This is a genomic window from Pseudoalteromonas luteoviolacea (assembly GCF_018100925.1).
In the GTDB taxonomy this organism is placed as follows: Bacteria; Pseudomonadota; Gammaproteobacteria; order Enterobacterales; family Alteromonadaceae; genus Pseudoalteromonas; species Pseudoalteromonas obscura.
Map to the genome: position 1 here is coordinate 1 of NZ_JAGJEH010000004.1, position 26094 is coordinate 26094.

Sequence of the window (26094 nt, forward strand, 5' to 3'; positions counted from 1 at the left end):
GCAACGAGCCTAGCTGCAACTGGGCTCATTAATTAAGGAAAACACCATGTTAAGAGTAAAGATATATCACCATACCTTTGGCGGTCATTTTGTATTAAACGACACGCTAACCGACCAACACATGCTGAGTGTTTTAGCCACAGTGGACCCAAGCGGCTCCATATTAGATGGCGTAAACGGCAATGTACCAGCGGCGTTTTGTATTTTCCTTGGACAGAGGTTATACGAGTGCAAGCAATTAGCCAAGGTTAATTTAGAGGTAAGTTTTACCAAGGAATTTACCAACCGTTTCGGGCACATAGCCACTTTATGCATTGATGACTCCAAACCGTGGGACTTTGAACTAGAAGAGTTTGCAGTATTCCCAGAGCACCGAGTAGAACGCGTGGAGGATGCAGCATGAACCCGATGATTAAAGCGATAAAAGCGGCACAACGGGCGGCAGGCATTGATCAGGTATGCCATGTGAAAAACGTTAAACAGATTAGCAGTGGTCTCACAAATAGTTGTACGGGGCTGACTCAGAACCAGCAACGAGCACTGCTTAAGCGCTATCAGCAAATGGCCCCTAAGCAAGAAATGCCAAAGCAACTTAAGATGATTTATAGCCTCTGGGGCCAATTGGCCAGTGCTGGGAAAGTCGAAAAAGACTCAAAACAAGCATGTGACGCTTTTTGTGAGAAGTTTTGTGACGGTAAGCGCCTGTACAATGCACAAAGTCACTGGCAAGCAGTGATAGAGATTTTAAAGCAATGGCTACATCGTAAGGAGACGAATCATGCCTAGAGGTGAAACAATCCTAATTAACCCAGACAGACCGCTTTACGAAGAGGCCCAGTACGACAACTTACCGCCAAATATTAAGCGTATTGGCAAGCTTAGGACTAAATGGGATGAAACAAGAGAAATGCAGGCCGCATCAAATGAGTTCAGCATTGAGCAGTTGTTAGAGGAATTAGACGATGGCTGAGCATGAATTGGATGCATCTTTGCTGCCACACGGTTTGCGGTTGTTTGTGGAAGTTATGGGGCTGGATGATGCAGTAAACGCCTTAAGTGAAGAGCAGGGCAACTTGTTTTTTATTCCCGACAAGCCAACGCCGAATCACGAATTTTGTAAGCGGTTTAGCGTGGATATGGCAAGGGCGCTTAGTAACCATGCAGGCAGTACGTACCAAATTCCAAAGCTAGACAAAATAATGATTCAGCTACGGAACATTAAACTAAGAGAGGAATTTAAGCAGGGCGCTTCAGTCCAAGATTTAGTAAGGCGCTATAAGTTGACCAGACAAATGATCAACTTAATAGTGACCTCCGAAGCCAATGGCGCACCGATTTTAGTTGGCGATGCGCACAAGCAAATGGAGTTGAAGTTGTAGGTTTGTGATCAGCCTTCGTTGTTAGGTGTGGGGGCTGGTTTTTGTGTGTTTAATATCAAACTCCTTAGCATTTTGTAACATGTTCCAAATTGCATACAATATATCAGGGTGCTATCGTTTCCTTGTTTTCAGCATACAACTTCTTGTAGCTGTGACACACATAGGTGAATTTAACTGTGAATAAAGAACAGAGTCGTATTTATTAAATTTTAAAGCGCCTAGAAATTCATTTTTAAAAATTTTAAAAGGAAATATTGATGAAATTCACATTGAAAAAGAAAAAAATAAAAAACCTTTCGATTGACGCTAAAACAGCTCGACCTGATATGACACCACTAGTCCGTGGCGGTTGTGGCGGAGATAGAAGCCGCGATGTAGAACATACTGCTTGTTGCCATAACCCAACAAGAGATTGCTACCCAACTGTTTCTGTCGTGTGGCCTTAAATCAGTTTTAAATTTAAAAGAGTTGCCTTGCTGTCATAAGGTAGCTCTTTACACAAGATTGGCAAAATCAAGTCAAGTAGTGCAAAGACAGTTTCATTCATTACACCCGCATGCTTTTTGAGCAGCACTGCCAGTAGCTATAGCTAAACCTCCAGAGCACATCAAACCAGTCTCAAGCACGCACTGTGCAATAAATTTACATTCTTCTGGAATACCCGCAACCATGCATACAGCTTTACACAAAATACTTTTATCTTTCATATTTTCCATATCTTCGATAAATATTTTTTCTAAACTCTCGGGAACCCTATGCATTTTTCCTCGTAATGCAAGATACAACCTATCATTAGCTAGAAAAATCCTTTCTCTTAAGAGGCTCATAGCTTGTAGATAATCATCTTTAAATATTTGAGCTTCAACTTCTCTTGAAACTTCTTTTAAAGACTTTGTACTACACCAGAATTCATCAGGAATGTTATGGACATTCCTTTCTTCCATAGCAGCTGAAAAAGTAGAAAATAATATAAACAATAGTAGTAAAATTCTCATTTCCAGTTCCTTATGTTATCAAGCTATAAGTAAAGAAGTTATGCCTAAAATATCAACTTAAAAGTGAAATTATGATTTGGAATGGTTGCATCACTAAAACTCTTACATTAGCCTAATGTATCGGCTTTACTTCAAAGCACCGTAAAACATTTTACACCTACTTTCCCCCCTCCAATTTGCCAGACTAGCCATGTGATCAACCACATGTGGAAATGGCATGGAAAAACTAAAACAACAACTCATTGGCCATGAAGGATACGAGCATAAAGTGTATGTTTGCCCTGGTGGCTACCAATCAATAGGCGTTGGCAGGAACCTTGAGCAAAGAGGACTGACTGACGATGAAATCAATTATCTACTAAACAACGACATTGCTTATTTTACTGCCCAAGTCGAAAAGCACATTGATACATCCAAGTGTAACCCCGCCCGAAAAGCTGTACTTATCAATATGGCCTTTAACCTCGGTATTCATGGACTGCTCAACTTCAAAGAAACCATTGCAGCCGTAGAACGCGGCGACTGGGATACCGCCGTTATTGAAATGTTCGATAGCCGCTGGGCTGTTCAAGTTGGAGAGCGTGCAGACCAGTTGGCTGAGCAAATGAAAACGGGAGAATGGTATGACGCCTGAACAAGAGAATCAACTGTTCAAGTCTATCGGCCAAATTGAAGCAACCCAAACTTCTATCTTGAACGAAGTTAGGCAGATTAAAACAGACGTCAATGCACGCGTAGATAAGCTTGAGGTCAGAGTCGAAAAGGCGGAAAAGCAGCTCACAAACACACGCTTGAAAATTGCAGGCGCGAGCGGCTTAACAGGAGTGGCCGCAGCTATTACATCAGAGCTGATGAAGCTAGGAGGCGGTTAATGGCCCATGGTGATGAAGTGATGACAGCGGTCCGTGATAGCTATGTCAACGGGCTTTTGAATCTCACCCTTTCAGCCAGAAAGCATGACGTGCCCGAGAGTACAGCACGACGCTGGAAGCTTGATGCTAAAGCGGCTGGTGATTGCTGGGATTTAGCCCGAGCTGCTGCTAGAAAAGCGACTGGCCCAGCTGGAGAATTTACCGAAATGTTTATTCAGGAGTTCTCCCTTGAAGTAAGTTCAGCACTTGAGGCTTTGAAAGAAAAGGGCGATGACATGCCTTTGTCCGAGCGAGCAAAGGTGTTAAAGCAGCTAAAGGATATGTATACCTCAGTCATCGACTTAGCTGGCGGTGATAAGAAGATCGGTAAGCTTGCTGTCGCCGCAACCGTTATAAAAGAGTTCGGCCAGTACATCACGCACCATCACAGTGAACACACCGAAACCTTTGTAAAAATCATTGATGGTTTTGGGCCATACATCGCTAGAAAGTTGGAAGAGTAATGGCCAAAGACATCAATTCAAAAGACTTTTTAAAGGAAGTCGAAGAGCTTACCTCATCACTAAGACGAGATATTGAAGCCAAACACCGTGATATTGACCCTAGCCCCAAAGCAATCAAAGAGCGGCGTAAGCGTGTATTAGGCGGTGACTTTGAGTTTTTTGTTTATACCTACTTCCCGCATCATATGTGGCTTGATGAAGGCCAAAAGCCAAGTGAATTCCAACAGTATTTTATGGATTGGTTTCCACAGGCCATAGACCTCGACAACTACTGGAAACATTGGTTTGTTGCCCCCCGTGGTGAAGGTAAATCAACTTTAGCTGTAAAAATTGCGCCAGTATATATAGCGGTTTTAGCGCTATTACAGGATGAAGCCGTATGCGAAGAACTGGGCCTGACCAAGCCCAATATTTACATCGACTTTGTTATTCTATTTGGTGCTGAAGCAAAGATGCCCGCCAAAACACTTGAAGTTGTTAAAACTGAGCTGCTAAATAATGGAAACCTGATGTTGGACTTTCCAGAAGTCTGCACCAAGTCACCACTATGGAAAATAGGTGAATTTGCGACACCCCAAGGTGTGCGCTTTGAAAGTCGTGGTTCAGAACAATCAGTTCGAGGCGCATTCCACGGCGCAAGCCGTCCTAAGTTACTTTTATCTGATGACATCATCACCGATAAAGAGGCCAAATCAGCAACCGAAAGGGACAATCGCTGGGCATTTTTAGAAGCTGCCGTGCAATACCTTGGCCCGCCAGGTAAAGGGGTTAAATTCCTCGGTGTCAATACCGTACTTAACAATGATGACCCTATATCAAGAGCTGAGCACGCCGCAGGCCATATCGTGCATCGCTTTAAAGCAATATCGCAGCTCCCTGAAAACATGGAGCTTTGGGAGCAATGCCGTGAGCTCATGCTTTACAAAGACAAACAATTTGAGAAGCAAGCAGCGAGTAAAGGAAAAGCGGTCGCCCTAGAAGAAAAGCCAAGCTTTAAGTTTTGGAATAAGAACAAAAAGCGCATGTCAAAAGGCGCAAAAACCAGTTGGCCGAGTGTGCGGAGTTTGTATGATTTGATGGCAATGCGAGCCTCAAACAAACGAGAGTTTAACCGTGAGATGCAAGGCATTGCCAAGTCAGACGAAGAGCAGATCTTTTATCGGTTTGAAACTTGGGTTAACCGCTTAAACCTGTGGACACCCTATGGCGCATGTGACCCAAGCATGGGCAAAACAGCCAGCGCCGACCCGAGTGCTTTGCTTGTAGGTTTTTGGGCAAGGGAACTTAACCAACTTCACTTAGAACATGAAAGCCGAAAAGTACGCGGCCCCAGTCGGCTATTAAAGGACTTGATTAAACTACAAATCGAATACAACTGTTTGGTTTGGGGGTTCGAAGACAATAATGCGTATGACTTTATGCGCCAAACCTACATGAAAGATGCTTTAGACCAAGGCGTTGCATTGCCGCTTAGAGGTATTACGGCCACAGTGCCACAAGAAGAACGCATCGAGGGGTTAGAACCTTTTGTGATCAACGAACCTGCTCAAATCCTGTTTCATCCCCGTCGAAGTCGATTGCTTATGGATGAGTTAGAAAACTGGCCCGAGAAACAGAGCAACCACCATTACGATTTGAGCTGTGCTCTCACCATTTTATGGATGATTGCTAGCACTGGCGCGGGTGGTATTCCAAAAGTGAGAAGCCGTAAAGTAACCAAATCAATAGGGGGCTACCATGTCTAAACCCCACCTAAGTTATAAGGGCTATCGCGCGTTGCAAAAAGCCTTTTCGATGAGTAAAACAGACCCTGCACTGTGGGCCATGATGCGGGAGTTGCCAAATCCTGATCCAATTCTACGAAAAGCGGGTAAAAGCTCGCTGATTTATGACGAGATAGCCCGAGACGCCCATGTTATTGGCGAGCTACGTAGTTTACGTTCTGGTATGTTCGCATTTAACGCAGAGTTGGTGCCAGGAGGCAATGACGAGACAAGCATGAAAAGCTTTGAGATTGCCAAAGCGCTCATGGCTTCAAACCCCGCCAAAAATACACAGTGGATGGACATTGATTGGCACAACTACAGCGCGATTTTACACGGGTTTGCAGTAACGCATTTAGGCAAATTCGAAAAGCAAGACAACGCTTGGATACCTAGCACAATTGAGCAGTGGCCAGCAGGGCGCTTTGCTTTTAACTCTGACCATGAATTGCTTGTTAAAACCCGGGAAAACCCAGAGGGTGAGCCCATCAATGAAGACCGTTGGACATGTGTTAGGCATATGCCAGAGGCTAAAAACCCATATGGGATTGCACTACTCAGCAGTTGTTTTTGGCCTTGGATGTTTAAACATGGCGGCTTTAAATTCTTCGTTCAGCTGTGTGAGCGTTTTGGTGTGCCGTTTCCTATCGGGAAGTACCGCCCAGGAATGCAAGACAAAGATATTGAAGAGTTAGTTGAAGGCTTAGCAAGGCTGCTCACAGACGGGATTGCTGTGATACCAGATGACTCAAGTTTAGACATTCTAGAAAGTAAAATGTCGGGTGAGCCAGTTCAGCTGCAGCTTATCAATTTATGTAACTCAGAAATGAGTAAAGCGCTGACTTCCCAAACGCTCGCCACAGAGCAAAAAGCCGGTGCACGTGCAGCCAGTGAAACTCACGCAAAACGGGCGGGTGAAAACCAACGGGCTGATAGGGCACTTGTATCTGGTTATCGAAACCAACTATTAGAAACCATCCATAAAGTGAATTTCGACGGTGGCGAACCGCCAAAATATGTCTGGCGTGATAAGAAAGAGATCAACCTCGAAACCGTAAACGTGATTCGAGAATCAGCCCGTATGGTGCCTGTTTCCAAGGATTATGTGTACAAAACATTGGGTATTCCAGAACCTCAAAAAGGCGAAGAACTTCTTGAAATCAAAGACGATGGACAAGGCATCGCAAGTGCACCAAAGCAGGACTTTTCAAGCGTTCAACAGGGCGCTGATATCCCTAATTTTGATGAGTTTGACCAAGCAACTGACACCGAAATTAAGAAGATTTTTGAGTTTGCCAAGCAAGCAAACAACCTCGACGAACTAAAACAAAACATCCTTGATGAATTCCCAAACATCTCCAATTCAGCCCTAGCTGAAGTTGCTGTAAAGGCGTTTGAATTGGAAGTTTTAGAAGGAATGAACGAGGCAAATCAACAGGAGATTTAACCATATGAATGCGATACCTGAAGGCTTTTTAAAAGATGGTAAAGGCAATTTAGTAGCACTCACGAACGTGAAGCAAACAGACCTGATAAAGGACGAATATGTCAAAAAAGCGATAGAACTTGCAGAGAAACAGCAACAACAACTCGCAGAGTTTAAGCAGCAGCAAATGGATGAAGCTGACGACTTTTTAGACCTGTTGGCACAAGAACATGGCGTAAATCTAGGCGGTAAAAAAGGCAATTTAACATTGCGATCTTTTGACCACTCGTTGTCTGTGAAAATACAAATTCAAGAACGCATTGAGCTTGGCCCTGAGCTACAAATTGCAAAAGAATTAATAGATGAATGCATTAGTGATTGGACCGAAGGTGGCAATCAAAACATCAAAGCCATCGTCAATAAAGTGTTCTCAACTGACAAGGAAGGCACCATTAATCCGCAGCGTATTTTGAGTCTTCGTAAGCTTGAAATTGATGACGAAACAGGCAAATGGCAAAAGGCCATGGATATCATTGCCGAGTCTGTAAACACCATTGATAGCTGTCGATTTATCCGGTTTTACAAGCGAGATGAGCAGGGCGCTGATCAAGCAATTTCCCTCGATATAGCTAAACTCTAATATGTCCGATACCCCTACCATGTATGGCCAACTCGTAAAATTCGACGAGGCCATTTCCAATCTAAAATCAAAAGTTCAAATACCAACTGAATCGTACAAAGATTTACTTGGCCACATACATGCTCGCGCATTTACCGTTGCCGGTGCTACCAAAACTGAATTGTTGGATGACTTTTATAAAGCGGTACTTGCTGCGATTGAAAATGGTGAAACGATCACTGATTTTAGAGCGCGCTTTGATAAAACCGTTTCAAAACATGGTTGGTCTTACAATGGAAAACGCGGTTGGCGAACTCAAGTAATTTATCAAAATAATAAAAACACCGCGCGCGCAGCTGGTCGATGGCAACAGCAAGAACGAGTAAAACATCGTAGGCCTTATCTTTTGTATTTGACTGCAGGTGATTCGCGAGTAAGACCGCAACATAACGCGTGGAATTATATTCTTTTACCCATTGAACATAATTTCTGGCACACACATTATCCACCGAACGGTTGGAACTGTAGGTGTAAAGTCGTGAGTATAAGTGACGCTGACATCAAACGAATGGGAATAACGGTTACACCTGATTCAGCACTTAAGAATTATCAAAAACCATTTACCGAAGTTGATCCAAAAACAGGTGAAGAGCTCGAACGATTGCCGGGTATAGATTTAGGTTGGGATTACAATCCTGGTCTTGCATGGTTAGGTGCAGATAAAGCAACAGGCCAAATGCTTGCGAAACTCGATCACCAAATTCGAGAAGTGGCCACGCCAATTTTTAATGCCGCTATAAATGAAGGCAAAGATTATTTTAAATCTCAGGTTTCAACAATTGCTGCAAAGCAAGCATTAGGAAAACCAGAGTCTGTAACGAAATTGACGCTAGGGCACTTGCATCCAAAATTATTTAAAACAGTTTTGGATGTTGCGCCCGAAACCAGAAGCACTTTGGTTGTCATTGATGAGGCAATGCTAAAAACTGCGATTCAAATTATCGGGTTTGAGCAAACGACTGAGTTAATGAAGCTAGTTCAATCCCAAACCAATTCGACATTTAACCAAAGCGTTTTGCAGTTCATAGCCAACGGAATTCAGATCACAATACAAATCGACCCGGACATGAATCGCGTTGTTGAAGTTAAGCTTGTTGACGTTTAAACCGTATTTAAAGTGAGTTTAAAGGGCGTTTAAACGTTTTTAAAAATGGCGATTTTTAGTCTAATTCTAAACGTATTATGAGCAGGAATGAGCGCAAAATGATATGGAATGAGCGGGTTTTGTCTAAAAACAAATGTATTTTGTGATTTTAGTAATTCGATTCGAAATTTTCATAGGTCCAGTATTTACGGGGCTTTCAGAGGAATCGAAAGTTGAATTTCATGGTTTGGCTAAATCTAGAAATGAACGACCCCTTACAGCTGCAAAGCAAGCATTAGGAAAACCAAAGTCTGGAACGAAATTGACGCTAGGGCACTTGCATCCGAAATTATTTAAAACAGTGTTAGATGTTGCGCCCGAAACCAAAAGTACATTGGTAGTTATAGATGAAGCAATGCTAAAAACAGCGATTCAAATTATCGGATTTGAGCAAACGACTGAGTTAATGAAGCTAGTTCAAACACAAGCTAATTCGACATTTAACCAGAGTGTTTTAAAGTTCATAGCCAATGGAGTTCAGATCACAATTCAAATCGACCCGGATATGAATCGTGTTGTTGAAGTTAAGCTAGTAGATGTTTAAACCGCGTTTAAAGCGGCTTTAAAGTCAGTTTAAAGGGCGTTTAAACGTTTTTAAAAATGGCGATTATTAGTCTAATTCTAAACGTATTATGAGCAGGAATGAGCGCAAAATGATATGGAATGAGCGGGTTTTGTCTAAAAACAAATGTATTTTTTGATTTTGGTAATTTGATTCGAAATTTTCAGAGGTCTAGTATTTACGGGGCTTTCAGAGGAATCGAAAGTTGGATTTCATGGTTTGGCTAAATCTAGAAATGAACGACCCCTTACAACAGCGATTCAAATTATCGGGTTTGAGCAAACGACTGAGTTGATGAAGTTGGTCCAAGCCCAAACCAACTCTGCATTTAACCAAAGTGTTTTACAGTTCGTAGCCAATGGAGTTCAGATCACAATTCAAATCGACCCGGATATGAATCGCGTTGTTGCGGTGAAAGTGTTGGATACTGACGAACCATGATAATCATCCAAGTTTTAAAGAATCAAAGACTTTAAATTCATCATCACATGAATGTTTATCACGACTGCGCCGTATGTTGCTCGTTCAACTCAGGTTTAAATTAAATGGGTCCCAAGACCAAGAACCATCAAGCGTGTAGTATTTTCTTGAGTCACTACCAGACACCTGCAGTATGTAAATTTCGCTGTCTTTATGTAGCTTACCAAAACTCATAGAGTTTACAGTAGTCAGTGCGTTTTTGAGGCTTGAACAATCCTCGTGACCATAATTACCGTTAACATCTTTTGTTACGATGTAAACATCCAATACGTTCTCCATGTATATAGTGAATCTTAAGTCTAGTCGAGACTTCATGAGAAAACACCATCACTGAGCTCTAAAAGTGGATTAAACCGTATTTAAAGTCAGTTTAAAGGGCGTTTAAACGTTTTTAAAAATGGCGATTATTAGTCTAATTCTAAACGTATTATGAGCAGGAATGAGCGCAAAATGATATGGAATGAGCGGGTTTTGTCTAAAAACAAATGTATTTTTTGATTTTGGTAATTTGATTCGAAATTTTCAGAGGTCCAGTATTTACGGGGCTTTCAGAGGAATCGAAAGTTGGATTTCATGGTTTGGCTAAATCTAGAAATGAACGACCCCTTACAGTTGAATTTCATGGTTTGGCTAAATCTAGAAATGAACGACCCCTTACATTTACAGTTCATAGCCAACACCCATATGTCCGATACCGTCTAGTATTGGACATACAAAAAATATGGCGAACACAGCGCTACAAAAGCAGAGGTGTTAGATAAAAACACCATTTAACATAACGTAAATTATGGGATATTAAATGTATTCCAATTGATAATTTCCTGATTTTCATTTACCTGTTATTACCTAAACAAATTCAATAACTTGATAGCAAAACGCACAAGGATATTCGATGTTTATTACTTGATCTTATCTATGGCTTTTTCTGACTCTCTAGGACCAATAACAGGAGTTCTTTTTCGCATTAAGTACAGTATCGTTATAACTAAACTCTATGTTTCAAGGCTACTGGTCACTTCTCTTTTTTGTTGATGTGTATACGAGAAAAGCCTCTTCGAAATAGTTTGCCAACTTAATTCTTAATTGACCTAAACATAGCCCATCTTGAAATATGGAAATCTCGTGTTATACCTACATGGTTGTTCACTAAACAGCAAGGATACCGTTATGGACTATTCAAAAGTTTCGAAAGATCAAGCTATCAAGCTTCAGCAACTCAATGAACGCATCGAGTTGGCTAATATTCCTTCTTCTTCACTTGATGAATCACTCAATGTTGCAACATGGAACATTCGAGATTTTGGTAAATCGCGTCGTTCAGATGATGGGATTTTGTTTATCGCTCAAATTCTCTATCAATTCGACCTGATAGCAATCACCGAAGTTAGAGATGATTTAACTGATTTTAAGCGAGTTTTAAATTTGCTTGGGCCTAATTGGAAATTTGTGATCAATGACTGGCAACCTGATAGAGCTGGAAATCGAGAACGCGTAGCTTTCTTATACGATGAACGAATGGTTACCTTTACTGGTTTGGCAGCTGAAGCTTCTCCAGCAAGGAAAAAAATTGATGGGGACTATTACACAAGCCAAAGTTGGTGGCGCTCCCCTTACTTTGCAAGCTTTTCAGCTGGCCAATTTGATTTTATCCTAATGGCCATGCATGCCCGTTGGGGAACTACTGATGGTAGAATCGATGAATTAAATGGGTTTGGAAACTGGATAAAAAAACGATGGGAAGACAATAAAGACAAAGTATTTGATAAAGATTTAATTGTCGTTGGAGATTTCAATATTCCGTCTAATGACGACCGTTTTTATCAAGCTTTGACTGTCGAAAGTAAATTGAAAATGCCTGATAGTTTGAAAGGGATAAATGATACAGCAGCAGCACAAGGGACACCTAAAAATTATGATCAAATTTTACATCGCTGTGACCAAGTGAGCTTTTCAGGTAGAGGCGGCGTAGTTGATTTTTCTAAAGACCAATTCATGGAAACAGTATTATTTCCTGAGTTAACTTTCAAACAGGCAACATTTCAACTCAGTGATCACTTTCCCCTTTGGCTACAGATTAAAACAAACAATGATCAAGTTAGGCTCAATAATATTATAGGTAGCTCCGTCTAGAGTTGAATCCTACAAACCATTTTTCTTTTGATTGGCTGATATCATCCCTACCCTGTGCTCCCAGCCAATCTATGCATTGAAAAATTAATGACTAGATTTAGCCAAAGTAATTTTTGTATTTAATTGTTTTTAACTAGAAAAGTTTGCAATAAAAATTATTTTACAAGTTTAGAGCAGGCCTTTGGTCTAGAAAACTTTAATAAATCACTCAATTTAACATAATAAAAGCACTCTCATAAAGAGTGCCTTTATTTAGAATAAGATTAATGTAATGCGGCACTAAATGGAATGCTCTCACATATTTGTGCTTCTGCTATCAATATCTCTTCCAGTCTAGCATCGATTATATCTTTATCGAAATATTCATAGCCTAATTCAACAAACAAGTTTTTATGTTTCTCTTCTGATTTGGCAATCGCAACATAAAAGTCTTTATCTTTGCCTTCCGGTAATGCTTGCGCGACCAAAGAAAATCGTTCATGTCCTCTGGCTTCAATAACGGCAGCAACAAGTAATCTATCAATTAAAAACTCATCACTACCTTGTCGAAATAAAGAGCGCATCTTTTTGATGTAAGGGTCTTGTTTATCATTTCCAAGTGCTAAACCTCGCTCATTAATAAGTTTAAGCACTTGTTTAAAGTGAATCATTTCCTCTATCGCTAAGTCAGCCATCGCTTTTACAAGCTTAGTTCGATCAGGGTAATGCCCCAGCATTGACATGGCCATTCCAGAAGCTTTTTTTTCTGCGGCCGCATGATCCTGTAAAAATGTTACAAAATCATCCATTACTTTGTGTGTCCACTCGAATGGAGTGTGATACTTCAATTCAAACATAGGTTTTTCTATCTCACTTACTACAACTGCTACAGAAAGCAGAACTTTATCTATAATTTAATATCGGACATTAGTTGCAAAAATCATATAAGCTGACATCTTTATCAACTTTGCCAATTCTTGTCGACTCAATCTTTAGTGGATGCTTAATATCATTCCAAGCGGTTACTTTACCTTTTTTATTTAAATGAGGAATATTTACCATTGGCGCAGACATAAACTGTGAAAACGTTTCACAGGACAGGGAATCAGACAAGTTAATTGAGATATGCCCTACTCTTGAATCTTCGAAAAATGTAGAAACTCTTTTTTTATGCCGGTTGTAGCACTCGATTAGGTATTCATCGCAATGAATTTTCTCCTCAGATAGCTCTGGAAAAACGTTGAAATAGCAACGCTTTAGAGTATCGTTAAATCCGCCACTTTGATTTGCTAATTTAGGAAGCATTCTTAGTAACAGGCGACGAATGGAAGGGATCCATAGCTCATGTTCACGCTCCAAATAGATATATTTGGCATCAGGAAACTTCTCATGTAGCTGTGTGTAATCGTTAAAAACTGGGGTGTCTGCAATAAATTCAGCTGTTTGCAAGGTGTGCTGTGTATATGCCGTATGTGCCGTTTTAAGCCCAATATCAAGACTCGCGACACATAGGCTCGTCGTTCCGGTCCTGGGTAGACCTAAAACGAAATATTTCTTGTTCATATTATGTATAAATATGCGTTCATTAACGCCATTCCAATTAAGGATAAGAATGTACATCCCATACCGACGACTCTCATTTTTATATTAGCTTTGGCTAAGGCCTGAGCATGTAAAATTCTTCCAACTAAAAATAGCGCAGCAAAAGGGATCAATATTGCTTCGCTAATCAACTGGTATTCAAGTATAAAAATTAAAATAACGGCAAGTGGTGTGTACTCAATAAAATTTGCATGTGCTCTAATACGAGCCTGCAAATCTTTATGCCCAGCATCACCTAAGCCAACTTGGTGACCCTTCCTCAATTTTATTACATCGAGGCTGAGCTTGATATAGAAAAGTGTACAAATTGCAGCAAACAATCCGCTGAACATAATAAAGTCCCCTATTCCTTTTTATACCGAACAGTATACGTTGTTTTTAAGGGACTTTAAAAGAGTCGATTAATCAATGTAATAAACAGCGTAGACCTCAGCGGTTAGCTTGGTATCTCCGGTGCTATACGCATCTTGCAAGCTCATAGATTCTGCCGCCATAACTTTGCCCCTTGCGTAAGGTTGAGTAGGCATATTCATCGGCGAAAAAGACACTGAGTAGAGTCCCCCTACTTTCACTCCAAACCCTTCTGCCAGCTCTCGTGCACCGAGTTGTGCTTGCTTAATCGCAGTTTGATTGAGTTCTTTCATGATTTCGGCTTTGTCTTCTACAACAAACTGAGTATTGTTGAACTGGTTGATACCACTATCAACGAATGCCTGTAGTAACTCAGGGTATCTGTCGATGTTTTTTAACTTCAAAGTAATGTTTCTCGAAACTTTAAAGCCAGTAAACTCTTCCTCATTAGTACTTCTATTGAACCTAGTTTGCTTATATACGTTGAGTTGTTCCGCATGAATATGATTACTTTTCACACCAAAGCTCTTTGCTATATTTAACGCTTTGGCGACAACACGGTCGACATTTGATTTTGCATCTTTAAGATTTTTGCTTTTTTCGTTTATCGCCACATTGATAATTGCAGTATCCGGCTGTACCGAAACTTCTGAATAGCCTTTCACATATAAATGGGGAGTATTAGGAATACTTCCCGCAGCGGCAGAGGTACTTAATAAAACTGAGAAAACAGCTGTGAGTAAACGCATAAACTCTCCAAAATTCTTGAATTTGATGTTGGTAACGGACTTATTGAACCATATTAAAATTAATCATTACTGAATACTATATTTCATACTTGAATGAACAGTACATTTCAATTGGCCTTTTTGCACTATGAGTGCCTCGTTCGGGCTAACCTACTTAGTATCACAAGCAAATTAGGCACTTAATTTTTAACGATTTTCAGTATTGTGCGTAGAAATTGTTCACGATATAAACTAGCCTAATATGAGTAGACTTAACTCTCTCCGGTTAATTAAATTGCTTATGGGTAAACGGCTTATAGTATTTTACACCTTTTGGGTGATGGTAACCGCGGCCCCTTCTATCTGTTATGGGAATATTCCTGTACTGTCAAATCAATATTCAGTCAAAAAGCTAACTGCTGAAGATGGCTTTGTGTCTTCAGAAATCTACTCAATTATCCAAGACCAACAAGGGTTGCTTTGGTTCGGAACAGCTGAGAATGGCGTAATGCGCTATGATGGCAGAAAAGTCACACTGTTTGAATTTGATAGTGAGACTATGAACGGTTTATCCCACAATGATGCGGGTAACTTGATGCTAGATCGAAATGGAGATATTTGGATTGGTACCTGGGGAGGTGGCGCAAATAGATATGACCCAAAAACGGGCCAATTTGAAAACTTTATTCATGATTCCAAAAGGCCCGATTCGATTTCTGCGAACAGGATACAGTCATTACTACACGACTTAGATGGATCAATATGGCTAGGATCTTATGACAATGGCTTGAGTAGGTATTTAGGTGGCGATAAATTTGCACACATAAAGAAATCAACAAATACTTCAGTGGGTTTATCACACAATCGTATTTGGGATATTGAAAATCACGGGATACAGAGTCTTTGGATTGCAACAAGCTATGGGCTGAATCTATACAACAAAGAAAATAACACTTACCGCTATTATTTCCCAGACCCTAAAAATAGCACGCCAACTGGCGCCAATGAAATACGGCATGTAATAAAGTCCTCGAAGGGGCACATTTATGTTGGCACCCAACAAGGCCCTTTTATTCTAGATCATGAAAGCGGAACATTTTCAGAGATTGGCGTTACAAACGGCAAACATCTCGGTCAAGTCAACTCGATGATAGAAGATCACGAAGGTTACATCTGGTTTATCACAAGCAGAGGAGCTTTTAGACTCTCTCAGAGCGATGGGCAGTTAGTTCAGCTAGATTTAGAACACAACAGTGGACTTCGAATTATATTCGAAGACAATGCAAATACAATCTGGATAACAAACGAACTTCAAGGGATTTTTAAACTTGTGCCTCACCGCAAGTTTAAGTCCATTGATAACCCTGAGTTAACAACTCCAAATGGAATTACCGTTAACCATGAAGGAGATATTCTTGTTGCAAATTCTAAATCTGAACTGTTTAAGTGGGATGTCACATCTCAGACTTTAGATATGTTAATTCCCGCAGTGTTTACTTCCGAAAAAGGCTTTAGTGAAAACCGCTTATTAGAGCGACCTGTTTTGTATTTAGATCAAGCGAACACACTATGGATGGCTCAGGATGAAGGTTTAGCGAAAATTAACTTAGAGACCAAAAAAAGCGAAATCATTACCTACCCAAAAACAGCTAAGAATCACGAACAATTTCGCGAGATCAGAGCTTTATGCGTCGATAATCAGGGAATGCTGTGGATTGGCACGTACAAAAATGGGGTCTATTTGTACGATTATGCGAAAAAGACTTTTAAGCATATGGGTACTTCATTTGGCTTATCTCACTTGGAAGTGCTTACGATCTATCAGGACAATTCCAATAATATTTGGGTTGGCACCGGGAATGGTGTAAACCGTTGGATTGAAGACAGAAAAGAGTTTCAATCATTTGTAAACAGTCCCTATCAACCCAACAGCTTACTAGGCAGTATTGTTCAAGATATCTATGAAACCAAAGATGGGAATATATGGGTAGCCACGCAACAAGGGCTCAATTTATACCAAGCAGATCAAGATAACTTTACTCACTTTAACATGCAAAACGGATTGCCAAGCAACCTAATAAGAGCGATATCGGATGATCGACAAGGCAATTTGTGGTTAACCACTAACAAAGGCGTTACTAAGTTTTCTCCTTCCTCTGGGCAAGTCATCAATTTCGATAGCCGAAACGGATTGCTCGGTTTAAATTACTACCCAAGTAGCCTTATCAAAGGAAAAAGTGACACATTATTCACAAACAGCCAGCGTGGTGTAGAGTATTTTAGCACGTTAGTTCAACAATCTACTCGTAGCGATCCCGGTATTGTACTCACCGGATTTAACAAGATGGGGCTACCAATAAACTTAGATACCCCCTATTCCTATGTTACAGACATTCATGTTTCATACCTCGACTTCATTTTCTCTTTTGAGTTTTCTGTGCTGGACTTTCTTTCACCTAATAAGAATCAATATGCGTATAAACTAGAAGGTTATGACGACAACTGGATAGAAATAGGTAATCGAAATACGGCGTCGTTTACGAATCTAGATGGTGGAACCTACAGATTTCAAGTGAAAGCGACCAACAGCAACGGTGAATGGGGCTCCAAAACTTTATCAATTAATGTGCATGTGTCCCCCCCACCTTGGAAAACGTGGTGGGCCTATTCTCTTTATGTTTTGTTGGTCGCCAGTAGTATTTTTACAGTCATATATTTACGTACCAAACTACAAAAAGCAGAAATCAGTAGACAAAAACAATTCGTCGTTCAGCTAGAGAAACAAGTGTCCGAGAAAACGGCTTCATTGGAAACTCAGGCAAGAAGGCTCGAGGAAGCATTGAAGAAAGCTGAGGAAGCAACACGTCTTAAGTCTGAATTTCTCGCTAATATGAGCCACGAAATACGAACGCCTATGAACGGAGTGATAGGTATGCTTGAGTTACTTAAAAAGAGCGGTTTAACTTCTACTCAAGCCCATTCCGTGAATATTGCTAGTACTAGTGCCCACTCATTGCTTTCGTTAATTAACGATATATTGGACTTTTCAAAGATAGAGGCAGACAAACTCGAGTTAGAGTATGTTGATTTTGATCTTCGACAGTTACTTGAAAATTTATCGGAGTCGATGGCATTATCAGCTCAGACAAAAGGAGTGAGCATCATTTTGGATTTTGCTGATCTCGACAGCGCAATTGTAAAGTCGGATCCTGGGCGAATAAGGCAAATTATTACCAACATAGTCAGCAATGCAATCAAGTTTACCGATCAAGGCGAAATAGTGCTATCCGCAAGGCTTGAGCCAGATGGAAAAAAACAAGGTTATATTTTCACATGTAAAATCCAAGATACCGGCATTGGGATCCCCGAAGAAAAGTTAACTACATTGTTCGATTCATTTATACAAGTGGACGCTTCCACAACAAGGAAGTATGGCGGCACAGGCCTTGGATTAAGTATTACTAAAAATTTATGCCAGTTGCTTAATGGTGACGTCAAAGTCTCTAGCACTGTTGGGGTTGGAAGTTGCTTTGAAGTAACTTGTGTCGTATCCAAAAGTGATGAACTAGGCCCACCAACAGTGACTTTATCGGGCTACAACATAACAGCCTTGCTTGTCGATTCTATCGCATCTAGTAACAAAGCAATTCGCAAGCAAATGGAGGTTTGGGGTGTCACAGTTTTTGACGCAACCAACGCCGACCAAGCACTGCGCTTAATCTCTAAGCGACAAATTGATATTGTTTTTTTTAACAAATCTTTACCTAGTATGGATGGTGAATTGCTGGCTAAAGAAATAAGAAAGCATGAGCAAAATAACAATGTTAAATTAGTTATGATGACGCTTTTAAAAGAACAGTACACAGCTATTGAATCTTGCACAGTAAAACTAGACGGTTATTTTTCTAAGCCAACCACTAAGCAGGATCTGCTTAATGCATTGTCAACTATTTGTGTTGATATTAGGCATTATTTAGATAAACCAAAGACCACAGAAGAAAGTAACAAAGGTGGCAACAATCAAGGAAGTTGGGTTGCAAACACCAAGATCTTGCTTGTAGAGGATAACAAAGTAAATCAAATGGTCGCTATGCGCATTTTAGATAGCATCGGATTGATGGTCGATATTGCAGAAAATGGACTTGAAGCACTTGAAAAAATTAAAGCTGCGGAAAGTGAACAACCCTATACGGTGATATTAATGGACTGTCAAATGCCTAAAATGGACGGTTACGAAACAACAAAAAATATAAGGGCGGCCAATGCAGGAGCAAAACAATCGAATATACCTATCATTGCGATGACTGCAAATGCTATGCAAGGTGATAGACAAAAATGCCTTGATGCAGGTATGGATGACTACATAACTAAACCTATTGAAACAGACAAGGTAATAGAGAAGCTTGAATATTGGGTCAACAACACCGGCAATCGTTCTGTCTGAATTTCCTATTCCAACATTTGAAGCGGTCAAATTATTTGACTAAAATGCATACACAACGATAAATGGGCCTGACGGCCCATTTATAAATCAGTGTTCTACATTATTTGTAGTTAACTTGGTCAATAACTAGGTTGATGTCATTTTCACCAGTAACTTCCCAAATAGTAACCTGCTCTGTGGTACCTGCTGGGTTTTGGCAAGAAACGGTTTGCCTAAATACACGACCGTTATAGTTGTATACTTCATTATTTAAAGCATAGTGATTGGTGTGGAATAGTGGTGTTGAGTCATAGCCATTGAATACTTTAGAAACTAAACCGTCGTTAATTTGAGAGGTACAGAAGCCGTCTTCAGTTCCATTGTTCACTAGAATTGATGACGTATAGCTAAGTTGCTCGTACCAACCTGCGCCACCACAGTGCGAAGATTGGCCGCCACAAGCTGGAGACTGCCATTCGCCAACGCCAGTCAAAGTCGCATCCCAAGTGATTTTTGGTACCGCTGGGATTTTATGATTTACAGTAAAGCTTTCTCCAGCTTCTGATTCACAACTTAGAGATAGAACACGAGTACGCTGTAGCTGAGCTTCAGTAAATTGGCCTTGTAATACGATTCTATCGATGTGCCAAGTATTGTGTCCAGCTGGCGCTATCGCTACATTTGCGATGAACTCGCCCGAAACTTCATCATATACAGCACCAGTTGAGCATGAACCATATGTATCAGCACGAAATGCCCAAGCGCCAAAAGTACGAGAATGGTCAGAGTCAGTTACGATACGGTCCATAAATCCACCCGTATACTTAGACTCACGGTCATAACCATCTACGTCATTAACAGTAACGCTTGCGACAGCGTTGTTCATTGCAACTAAAGATACTACAGCAGCGAGAAGTTTAATTTTCATTTTGATCCCTTTTTTACTTTGGTTGAATTAAAACTTACTTTCTAAATGAAAGGTAAATAAAGCATTTTTAACGGAGCCAATAAAAGTTTTTTATTTGCACCCGTCGTATTTCTCGCAACATAAGTTAGGGATTAAATTTGGGCTTGTAAATTCATTAAAATTCGTCATTCACGTATAAAAAAGAAGATGTTTATAATACATATAAGGATGGTGAAACTAAAAAACAACTGTACAAAAAGTGTAGAACTTGGGCTGAAAAAAACTTAAAACCCTACATATCAAAAACTTAAAAAACAAATAAGAACTCAATATGGTAAATTAATAGTGAGGCAATACTAATGAAAGTGTGGCGAACTGAAATTAATCATAATGGAATATAACTAAGGAACTAAATCACATTAAAACAACACTGCAAAATAATAGTACCATTTATAATTAAGCAATGTGATTTGATAACCTTTATTTAGAATACAAGTCACATTTTTGTTAGATATTTTAGATTTAGTAAGGCTAATTTTTAATATTAAATGCGGATTTGAGTGAATTACTAATAAACACTTCCTCTTGCGGTAAGAATAAATTTGCATGAGCTTGAATGATCAATTCTTGAATCGTTCGCTTTTGCAATGTTCTTTCGAATAAGTCCACTGCTGCTCGGCCTGTTCGAGAATCAGAGCAGGCAATATATCCAAAAATAGTTGCGGTAGTATCTCCAATTGCATGAAAAGATATGTCTTTAAGTACCTCCTCTGAAGGGAAATCGGTCACAAATACTGAACTGTATTCAATAATACCGTCAAGCCTGCCTTGTACCAACATCTGTCGTAATCGAAATGCACTGTCATTACCTTCACTTATAAACATTCTGTCCGTGTTAGCTTTAATAAAATCATCAATTTCTAACCCATACGAACGACCCTGTGTCACACCAATTCTCAGCCCCATGGACAAGGCATCTTTTAGAGAAACTTCGATTGAAACAAATTTCTTGTTCCTCAAAATCAATCTGTTTGAAGGGAACGCCATTAGAGGAAAAGACACAAATACACCCATCGCCTCTCGTTGTGGTGTTTTTACTTTATTGTACAAACACACGTTTTCTTGATTTTGCAATTCTCTCCATTCGCGCTCCCTGCTCGCCGGGACAAAATCAATTTTCATATCATTTTTTAGATTACGTGTAATGATGAGCAACAGTTGGGTCGCTAGATCTCCAGGTGCTTCACCAAAAGAAGGATTATAGTCTGAAACAATCTCGATTTTTATTGGGTTGGCAAAGCCGAAAAAAGACAAAAATACAATTACAACAAACGCAAATTTAGACAGCATATCTACTCCTACTGTATGCAGTCCTTGCGAAAAGTTATCTCTTGAGTATAGCTTTTATAAATTAGTTTTCTATGTAAAGAAGAAAAAACGGATTTCTTAAAACAACCAATCAATAACAAGCAGACAATAGAACGAATAGAATTCTGTTTTGAACGGGTGTTGGTTGCCGCTGCTTTTTAATGGCCTTGCTGTAAGATTGTGTGCACGGGTGGGTATGTCATCTCTTTCAATAACAACTTGCACTTTAACCCTGAAAAAAGAGATTGACGGCCTACTTTGATAAAAAACGCCATAACCAAATATTTTGGTTATGGCGCTATATTTTTATTAAAACGTTTTAGACTAGATGCTACAACGTTTGTAGTTTCGATATTCGGGCATCCAATAGTTTTTGTCTATCGCAGCCCAAATTCGCTCATCAGGCATATCTAAAGTGACACCCTCTTCCATTGCTTTTTTGGCTACGGCAAAAGCTATACGCTTACTTAGTTGCTCAATTTCAACCAATGAAGGTAAGAGGCTTCCTTTACCTGTATTTGCCCAAGGAGACGACTCAGCAAGTGTTTCACTGGCAACCATGAGCATAGACTCTGTGATACGAGATGCTTTCGCAGCTAAAACACCTAAACCAATACCTGGGAAGATATAGCTATTGTTACATTGCGGTATAACATGTGTTTTACCTGCAAATTCTACTGGCTCAAACGGGCTGCCAGTCGCAACGATTGCATTACCTTCAGTCCATTCAATCACGTCTTTTGGATGCGCCTCAACTTGGCGAGATGGATTACTTAGAGGGAAAATAATAGGTTGTGAGCAACCTGAGTGCATCGCTTTTATAACTTGCTCAGTAAATAGTCCTGGTTGTCCAGATACACCGATTAGAATATCAGGTTGAGCACAATGCATAACATCCAAAAGAGATGCAAATTCACCACTGTAGTTCCAGCTTTCTAAGTTACTTGAAGACTGCACTAACGCAGCTTGGAAATTTCTTAACCCTTCCATACCTTCAGTAAGTAAGCCGAATCTGTCGACCATAAATACTTGGCTACGAGCTTGTTCATCCGAGATACCTTCTGAAACCATTTGTGCAATGATTTGCTCTGCAATACCACAACCTGCTGAGCCTGCACCCACAAAGACCACTTTCTGCTCTGATAGCTTAGAACCTTTAACGCGACAAGCGGCTAACAATGATCCCACAGTAACAGACGCAGTACCTTGAATGTCATCATTGAAACAACAGATTTCATCTCGGTATCTTTTTAAAAGTGGCATAGCATTTGGCTGTGCGAAATCTTCAAACTGTAGTAACACATTTGGCCAACGGCGTTTTACGGCTTTTATAAATAGATCTAAAAACTCGTCGTATTCTTCTTGGCTAATACGCTTGTGTCTAGCACCCATATACATTGGATCGTTCAGCAGCTTTTCGTTATTTGTACCGACATCTAACATGACAGGTAGCGTGTATGCTGGGCTAATACCGCCACATACTGTGTAAAGCGCAAGCTTACCAATTGGGATCCCCATTCCGCCAATGCCCTGATCTCCAAGACCAAGAATACGCTCACCATCAGTAACAACAATAACTTTTACCTTGCCTTTTGTAGCATTACGTAAAATATCATCTATATTGTGGCGGTCTTCGTACGAAATAAACAGACCACGTGAACTACGATAGATATCAGAAAACTTTTCACATGCATCACCAACAGTAGGAGTGTAGATGATAGGCATCATTTCTTCTAAGTGATCTCTTACTAAGCGGTAGTAAAGCGTTTCATTGTTATCTTGAATAGCTCGTAAATAAATATGCTTGTTGAGGTTGTCTTTAAAACTTGAAAACTGTTGATAACAACGCTCTACCTGCTCCTCAATGGTTTCATAACGAGGAGGAACTAAACCTGCTAGGTTAAAGTTTTCACGCTCACGCTGGCTGAATGCACTTCCCTTGTTTAGAAGGGGCGTTTCTAATAACGTTGGGCCAGAATATGGGATGTAGAGGTAATTAGGATCGGTTTGTTTAGTCATATTTACAAGCTGTGACTCTTAATTTTTTGATATAAGGGATCATTATTGTCTAAGTACACAAATTTTCAATATATTTAATGCACATCAGACCAATAAAACGACCCTGTAAACGGATGAGTGATCCGTAAACAGGGTCGTACATTATAACTGAATAATCTGTAATATCCTACGTTTACTCGCTAGATTCTCCAAGAGCGACGCCCTCTCTTCTTGGGTCAGCTCCACCAAATAAAAGTCCTTCTTTTATTTCTATTGCGTGAATACCAGAATTTAGATCTGAAATACGCACAACGTGCCCTTTTGACTCAAGCCAAGGCTTTATCGCTTTTAAGTCCGTACCTTTTTCAAGCGTGGTGTACTTATTTCTGTTTGTCACGCGAGGAAGGTTAATCGCTTGCTGTGGCGTTAGCCCCCAATCGAGTACTCCAATGATTGTTTGAGCTACATAATTAATAATACGACTGCCGCCTGGTGAGCCCACCACAAGCTTCAAGCTACCATCTTTGTTAAATACCATGACAGGTGCCATGGAGCTACGAGGTCGTTTATTCGGCTCAACCCTATTGGCAACCCATTTGTCACCAATTTTTGGTGACAAAGAAAAATCAGTTAACTGATTATTCAGCAAGTAGCCATTAACCATAACAGTTGACCCAAAACCCATTTCAATTGAGCTTGTCATAGATACAGCATTGCCCTTTCTATCGATAATTGAAAGGTGCGTTGTAGAAGGTAACTCATAGCTATCATCTTGTGCATAGGACAGCTTGCCCATAGACGGATCACCCACAGGAAAGCTCTGATTGTCTCTTTCACCAATGAGTTGGGCTCGAGATTTAAGATAAACCGGATTTAATAAGCCTTGTGTCGGAACATCTACAAAGTCTGGATCTGCAATGTAAAAATTTCTATCCGCAAAGGCAAGGCGAGATGCCTGAGTAAATAGGTGGATCGCTTGGGGTTCGTTTGGTTTGTATTGTGCTAGCTTTTTTCCCTCAAGCAATTTTAGAATTTGTAAAACCGTCAAACCACCGCTACTTGGCGGTGCCATAGAGCACACTTTATAGCCGTGATAAGAAGTACAAACAGGGTGACGCTCTTTACTCTGGTAAATTTCTAAATCAGTTAAAGACAGATGGCCTGGTGCAATTTTTGAGTTTTGGACAGCTTTGACCATATCTTCGGCGTATTTCCCTTCATAGAAGGCCTTTGGGCCATACTCAGCTATTTCCTTATACAACTTTGCCAGTTGTGGATTTTTTACAACAGTGCCAATCGCTAAGGGTTTACCATTAGGGTAAAAATACTCTTTTGCAGGGGAAAGTTTTGTTAAACCGGGATTGAACTCTTTTTTGAGGAGCATATGCAACCGTGGCGATACCTTAAAACCTTTGTTGGCAAGCTCAATTGCTGGCTTAAATAATTGGCGCCACTTTAAAACCCCATATTTGTCGTGCGCTTGTTTCATCGCATGTATAATGCCAGGTACTCCAACAGATCGGCCACCGACAACAGCTTCAATCCACCTAACAGGTTTACCTTCTTTATCTAAAAATAACTTATGATTTGCTTTTTTAGGGGCAGTTTCACGGCCGTCGAATGTTGTTAGATAATCATTGCTTTTGTCGTAATGAAGTATGAAGGCTCCGCCACCAATACCTGAAGATTGAGGTTCCACCAATGTAAGGACTAGTTGAGCAGCGATTGCTGCATCGATTGCGCTACCGCCTTGTTGTAACATGATCTGTCCAGCTTTACTTGCATGCGGGTTAGCTGCAACCACCATGTACTTTTCTGAGATTTTATCTTTCTTCTCTGTAAAACCGGTTGCAGCCTCAGGTTCGCGCGCTTCTCGCTTTTTAGGGTCTGCTTGTTCTGCAGCAACGGGTAAGCTAGATGCAAATATTAATGCAATTAATGAGTGCTTAAAATTCAATGTATTCATTATTTCTTTTCAATCTTCGTTGGCATCATAAAAGTTAACAGGCACAATATACAAAAATACCTTTATTATTGTAGACATAGCATGTTTGGTTTCAACCTTCCAATAAGCCGCCAATATATAGTCCCACCAATTGTTTTAGCAACAATTGCTACTGTGTTAATGGCATTCGATATGCGAGATGCTCTAGAGTTTCACCGCCAATTGATCAGTGAAGGTCAAGTGTGGCGGATATGGAGTAGTCAATATATTCATACCAATTGGACACATTTGGCCCTAAATCTTGTCGGTATTCTATTTATATGGGTACTGCACGCGGAGCATACTTCAATACGCCGCTATTTTATTCATGTTTTATTTCTTGGCTTGTGGACAGGGATAGGTATTTGGCTATTTTGTCCCGACATCAGAGTATACACAGGATTAAGCGGATTGCTACACGGAATTATTGTTTGGGGGGCGCTAAAAGATATTCAGGTCAAAGAGCCAACAGGAATTCTTTTATTCTTAGGGATAGTTGGAAAACTTGCTTGGGAACAATATGCTGGACCAAGTACTGATGTGGGTAACCTCATTGACTCGCGTGTTGCCATCGAATCCCACTTAATTGGTGCCATAGGCGGTTTGGTTTTAGCATTACCACTTATTAAAGGTAAACTGGGATTCGCAGTTAAACATTAAAACTCTATAAACATCGGCCTGAAGAATATCAGGCCGTAATCCACAAATGCAATCTTACTGAACATTCCGGCCCTATCTGCATTTTCAATACATTTAGTCTTCGACACAAACTAAGCAATAAATACGTCATGTATAAACAGAGCGAAATTACGCAACGTTTT

General features: G+C 40.3%; 27 protein-coding genes. 17 read left to right on the forward strand and 10 right to left on the reverse strand.

Annotated features, from left to right (window positions below; translation table 11 throughout):
• The first annotated feature begins 46 nt into the window (after positions 1-46).
• The 5 genes from J8M00_RS09015 (at position 47) to J8M00_RS09035 (ending at position 1825) form a co-directional block, all read left to right on the forward strand.
• Positions 47-403, forward strand: coding sequence for a hypothetical protein (locus J8M00_RS09015; RefSeq protein ID WP_211009938.1), 357 nt, complete (start codon positions 47-49; stop codon positions 401-403).
• The gene (locus J8M00_RS09020) at positions 400-786 is read left to right on the forward strand and encodes a phage protein GemA/Gp16 family protein (protein WP_211009939.1); all 387 of its coding nucleotides are present in this window, start codon (positions 400-402) and stop codon (positions 784-786) included. The genes J8M00_RS09015 and J8M00_RS09020 overlap by 4 nt, the downstream gene beginning before the upstream one ends.
• Entirely contained in the window at positions 779-970 is a 192-nt protein-coding gene (locus J8M00_RS09025; RefSeq protein ID WP_211009940.1) for a hypothetical protein, read from the forward strand. The genes J8M00_RS09020 and J8M00_RS09025 overlap by 8 nt, the downstream gene beginning before the upstream one ends.
• Positions 963-1379, forward strand: coding sequence for a Mor transcription activator family protein (locus J8M00_RS09030; RefSeq protein ID WP_211009941.1), 417 nt, complete (start codon positions 963-965; stop codon positions 1377-1379). Before J8M00_RS09025 ends, J8M00_RS09030 begins: the two co-directional genes overlap by 8 nt.
• 257 nt (positions 1380-1636) lie before the next feature.
• Positions 1637-1825 (forward strand): hypothetical protein, encoded by a 189-nt coding sequence (locus J8M00_RS09035; protein ID WP_211009942.1) that lies wholly within the window; start codon positions 1637-1639, stop codon positions 1823-1825.
• Between the two features lie 93 nt (positions 1826-1918).
• Here the strand turns inward: J8M00_RS09035 and J8M00_RS09040 are convergent, their stop codons facing one another.
• Positions 1919-2374: a hypothetical protein gene (locus J8M00_RS09040; RefSeq protein WP_211009943.1), complete on the reverse strand. Its 456-nt coding sequence runs from the start codon at positions 2372-2374 to the stop codon at positions 1919-1921.
• Positions 2375-2591: 217 nt separating this feature from the next.
• Between J8M00_RS09040 and J8M00_RS09045 the strand changes: the two genes are divergently transcribed.
• The 9 genes from J8M00_RS09045 to J8M00_RS09085 all read left to right on the forward strand — a co-directional run bounded on the left by J8M00_RS09045 (position 2592) and on the right by J8M00_RS09085 (position 9764).
• A complete protein-coding gene (locus J8M00_RS09045; protein WP_211009944.1) occupies positions 2592-3008 on the forward strand; it encodes a glycoside hydrolase family protein in 417 nt (138 codons plus the stop codon).
• A complete protein-coding gene (locus tag J8M00_RS09050; protein ID WP_211009945.1) occupies positions 2998-3246 on the forward strand; it encodes a hypothetical protein in 249 nt (82 codons plus the stop codon). Before J8M00_RS09045 ends, J8M00_RS09050 begins: the two co-directional genes overlap by 11 nt.
• Positions 3246-3749, forward strand: coding sequence for a DUF1804 family protein (locus J8M00_RS09055; protein ID WP_211009946.1), 504 nt, complete (start codon positions 3246-3248; stop codon positions 3747-3749). Before J8M00_RS09050 ends, J8M00_RS09055 begins: the two co-directional genes overlap by 1 nt.
• Positions 3749-5494, forward strand: coding sequence for a hypothetical protein (locus tag J8M00_RS09060; RefSeq protein WP_211009947.1), 1746 nt, complete (start codon positions 3749-3751; stop codon positions 5492-5494). The genes J8M00_RS09055 and J8M00_RS09060 overlap by 1 nt, the downstream gene beginning before the upstream one ends.
• Positions 5487-6959, forward strand: coding sequence for a phage portal protein family protein (locus J8M00_RS09065; protein WP_211009948.1), 1473 nt, complete (start codon positions 5487-5489; stop codon positions 6957-6959). Before J8M00_RS09060 ends, J8M00_RS09065 begins: the two co-directional genes overlap by 8 nt.
• A gap of 4 nt (positions 6960-6963) precedes the next feature.
• Positions 6964-7578, forward strand: a complete 615-nt coding sequence (locus tag J8M00_RS09070; RefSeq protein ID WP_211009949.1) for a DUF3164 family protein — start codon at positions 6964-6966, stop codon at positions 7576-7578.
• A 1-nt stretch (position 7579) separates the two neighbouring features.
• A complete protein-coding gene (locus tag J8M00_RS09075; RefSeq protein ID WP_211009950.1) occupies positions 7580-8722 on the forward strand; it encodes a phage head morphogenesis protein in 1143 nt (380 codons plus the stop codon).
• Positions 8723-8864: 142 nt separating this feature from the next.
• Complete coding sequence (locus J8M00_RS09080; RefSeq protein WP_211009951.1) at positions 8865-9305, forward strand: hypothetical protein; 441 nt, start codon at positions 8865-8867, stop codon at positions 9303-9305.
• A gap of 237 nt (positions 9306-9542) precedes the next feature.
• Positions 9543-9764 carry a hypothetical protein gene (locus J8M00_RS09085; protein WP_211009952.1) on the forward strand — a complete coding sequence of 74 codons (222 nt, stop codon included), beginning with the start codon at positions 9543-9545 and terminating at the stop codon, positions 9762-9764.
• A gap of 84 nt (positions 9765-9848) precedes the next feature.
• On the opposite strand, the gene J8M00_RS09090 is transcribed toward J8M00_RS09085, so the two are convergent.
• On the reverse strand, positions 9849-10118 hold the full coding sequence (locus tag J8M00_RS09090; RefSeq protein WP_211009953.1) for a hypothetical protein: 270 nt from the start codon (positions 10116-10118) through the stop codon (positions 9849-9851).
• Between the two features lie 852 nt (positions 10119-10970).
• Here J8M00_RS09090 and J8M00_RS09095 point away from each other — a divergent pair.
• Entirely contained in the window at positions 10971-11933 is a 963-nt protein-coding gene (locus J8M00_RS09095; protein WP_211009954.1) for an endonuclease/exonuclease/phosphatase family protein, read from the forward strand.
• 263 nt (positions 11934-12196) lie between these two features.
• On the opposite strand, the gene J8M00_RS09100 is transcribed toward J8M00_RS09095, so the two are convergent.
• The 4 genes from J8M00_RS09100 to J8M00_RS09115 all read right to left on the reverse strand — a co-directional run bounded on the left by J8M00_RS09100 (position 12197) and on the right by J8M00_RS09115 (position 14614).
• Positions 12197-12769 carry a tRNA-(ms[2]io[6]A)-hydroxylase gene (locus J8M00_RS09100; protein ID WP_023397553.1) on the reverse strand — a complete coding sequence of 191 codons (573 nt, stop codon included), beginning with the start codon at positions 12767-12769 and terminating at the stop codon, positions 12197-12199.
• 70 nt (positions 12770-12839) lie between these two features.
• Positions 12840-13475: a sulfotransferase gene (locus J8M00_RS09105; protein WP_211009955.1), complete on the reverse strand. Its 636-nt coding sequence runs from the start codon at positions 13473-13475 to the stop codon at positions 12840-12842.
• The gene (locus J8M00_RS09110) at positions 13472-13846 is read right to left on the reverse strand and encodes an MAPEG family protein (RefSeq protein WP_211009956.1); all 375 of its coding nucleotides are present in this window, start codon (positions 13844-13846) and stop codon (positions 13472-13474) included. Before J8M00_RS09110 ends, J8M00_RS09105 begins: the two co-directional genes overlap by 4 nt.
• A 69-nt stretch (positions 13847-13915) precedes the next feature.
• Positions 13916-14614 carry an SIMPL domain-containing protein gene (locus tag J8M00_RS09115; protein WP_211009957.1) on the reverse strand — a complete coding sequence of 233 codons (699 nt, stop codon included), beginning with the start codon at positions 14612-14614 and terminating at the stop codon, positions 13916-13918.
• A 241-nt stretch (positions 14615-14855) separates the two neighbouring features.
• On the opposite strand from J8M00_RS09115, the gene J8M00_RS09120 reads away from it, so the two are divergent.
• The gene (locus tag J8M00_RS09120) at positions 14856-19037 is read left to right on the forward strand and encodes a response regulator (protein WP_432652262.1); all 4182 of its coding nucleotides are present in this window, start codon (positions 14856-14858) and stop codon (positions 19035-19037) included.
• A gap of 100 nt (positions 19038-19137) precedes the next feature.
• On the opposite strand, the gene J8M00_RS09125 is transcribed toward J8M00_RS09120, so the two are convergent.
• From J8M00_RS09125 to ggt, 4 genes are all read right to left on the reverse strand, one after another.
• The gene (locus J8M00_RS09125; protein WP_211009958.1) at positions 19138-19944 is read right to left on the reverse strand and encodes a hypothetical protein; all 807 of its coding nucleotides are present in this window, start codon (positions 19942-19944) and stop codon (positions 19138-19140) included.
• Positions 19945-20454: 510 nt separating this feature from the next.
• The gene (locus tag J8M00_RS09130; RefSeq protein WP_211009959.1) at positions 20455-21273 is read right to left on the reverse strand and encodes an ABC transporter substrate-binding protein; all 819 of its coding nucleotides are present in this window, start codon (positions 21271-21273) and stop codon (positions 20455-20457) included.
• Between the two features lie 342 nt (positions 21274-21615).
• Positions 21616-23310, reverse strand: coding sequence for an NAD-dependent malic enzyme (locus J8M00_RS09135; RefSeq protein WP_211009960.1), 1695 nt, complete (start codon positions 23308-23310; stop codon positions 21616-21618).
• A 172-nt stretch (positions 23311-23482) separates the two neighbouring features.
• On the reverse strand, positions 23483-25246 hold the full coding sequence (ggt, locus tag J8M00_RS09140) for a gamma-glutamyltransferase (protein ID WP_211010369.1): 1764 nt from the start codon (positions 25244-25246) through the stop codon (positions 23483-23485).
• 90 nt (positions 25247-25336) lie between these two features.
• Here ggt and rrtA point away from each other — a divergent pair, with 90 nt between their 5' ends.
• Positions 25337-25933, forward strand: a complete 597-nt coding sequence (rrtA, locus tag J8M00_RS09145) for a rhombosortase (RefSeq protein ID WP_211009961.1) — start codon at positions 25337-25339, stop codon at positions 25931-25933.
• Positions 25934-26094: the final 161 nt, after the last annotated feature.

Bases quoted from the DNA above. Each gene is read 5' to 3' on its own strand.
- J8M00_RS09025 (WP_211009940.1), top strand. From the start codon at position 779: ATGCCTAGAGGTGAAACAATCCTAATTAACCCAGACAGACCGCTTTAC.
- J8M00_RS09035 (WP_211009942.1), top strand. From the start codon at position 1,637: ATGAAATTCACATTGAAAAAGAAAAAAATAAAAAACCTTTCGATTGAC.
- J8M00_RS09095 (WP_211009954.1), top strand. From the start codon at position 10,971: ATGGACTATTCAAAAGTTTCGAAAGATCAAGCTATCAAGCTTCAGCAA.
- J8M00_RS09045 (WP_211009944.1), top strand. From the start codon at position 2,592: ATGGAAAAACTAAAACAACAACTCATTGGCCATGAAGGATACGAGCAT.
- J8M00_RS09105 (WP_211009955.1), bottom strand. From the start codon at position 13,475: ATGAACAAGAAATATTTCGTTTTAGGTCTACCCAGGACCGGAACGACG.
- J8M00_RS09120 (WP_432652262.1), top strand. From the start codon at position 14,856: ATGAGTAGACTTAACTCTCTCCGGTTAATTAAATTGCTTATGGGTAAA.
- J8M00_RS09030 (WP_211009941.1), top strand. From the start codon at position 963: ATGGCTGAGCATGAATTGGATGCATCTTTGCTGCCACACGGTTTGCGG.
- J8M00_RS09075 (WP_211009950.1), top strand. From the start codon at position 7,580: ATGTCCGATACCCCTACCATGTATGGCCAACTCGTAAAATTCGACGAG.
- J8M00_RS09065 (WP_211009948.1), top strand. From the start codon at position 5,487: ATGTCTAAACCCCACCTAAGTTATAAGGGCTATCGCGCGTTGCAAAAA.
- J8M00_RS09100 (WP_023397553.1), bottom strand. From the start codon at position 12,769: ATGTTTGAATTGAAGTATCACACTCCATTCGAGTGGACACACAAAGTA.
- J8M00_RS09020 (WP_211009939.1), top strand. From the start codon at position 400: ATGAACCCGATGATTAAAGCGATAAAAGCGGCACAACGGGCGGCAGGC.
- J8M00_RS09135 (WP_211009960.1), bottom strand. From the start codon at position 23,310: ATGACTAAACAAACCGATCCTAATTACCTCTACATCCCATATTCTGGC.
- J8M00_RS09060 (WP_211009947.1), top strand. From the start codon at position 3,749: ATGGCCAAAGACATCAATTCAAAAGACTTTTTAAAGGAAGTCGAAGAG.
- J8M00_RS09110 (WP_211009956.1), bottom strand. From the start codon at position 13,846: ATGTTCAGCGGATTGTTTGCTGCAATTTGTACACTTTTCTATATCAAG.
- J8M00_RS09055 (WP_211009946.1), top strand. From the start codon at position 3,246: ATGGCCCATGGTGATGAAGTGATGACAGCGGTCCGTGATAGCTATGTC.
- J8M00_RS09115 (WP_211009957.1), bottom strand. From the start codon at position 14,614: ATGCGTTTACTCACAGCTGTTTTCTCAGTTTTATTAAGTACCTCTGCC.
- J8M00_RS09130 (WP_211009959.1), bottom strand. From the start codon at position 21,273: ATGCTGTCTAAATTTGCGTTTGTTGTAATTGTATTTTTGTCTTTTTTC.
- J8M00_RS09050 (WP_211009945.1), top strand. From the start codon at position 2,998: ATGACGCCTGAACAAGAGAATCAACTGTTCAAGTCTATCGGCCAAATT.
- J8M00_RS09070 (WP_211009949.1), top strand. From the start codon at position 6,964: ATGAATGCGATACCTGAAGGCTTTTTAAAAGATGGTAAAGGCAATTTA.
- J8M00_RS09015 (WP_211009938.1), top strand. From the start codon at position 47: ATGTTAAGAGTAAAGATATATCACCATACCTTTGGCGGTCATTTTGTA.
- rrtA (WP_211009961.1), top strand. From the start codon at position 25,337: ATGTTTGGTTTCAACCTTCCAATAAGCCGCCAATATATAGTCCCACCA.
- J8M00_RS09125 (WP_211009958.1), bottom strand. From the start codon at position 19,944: ATGAAAATTAAACTTCTCGCTGCTGTAGTATCTTTAGTTGCAATGAAC.
- J8M00_RS09040 (WP_211009943.1), bottom strand. From the start codon at position 2,374: ATGAGAATTTTACTACTATTGTTTATATTATTTTCTACTTTTTCAGCT.
- J8M00_RS09090 (WP_211009953.1), bottom strand. From the start codon at position 10,118: ATGAAGTCTCGACTAGACTTAAGATTCACTATATACATGGAGAACGTA.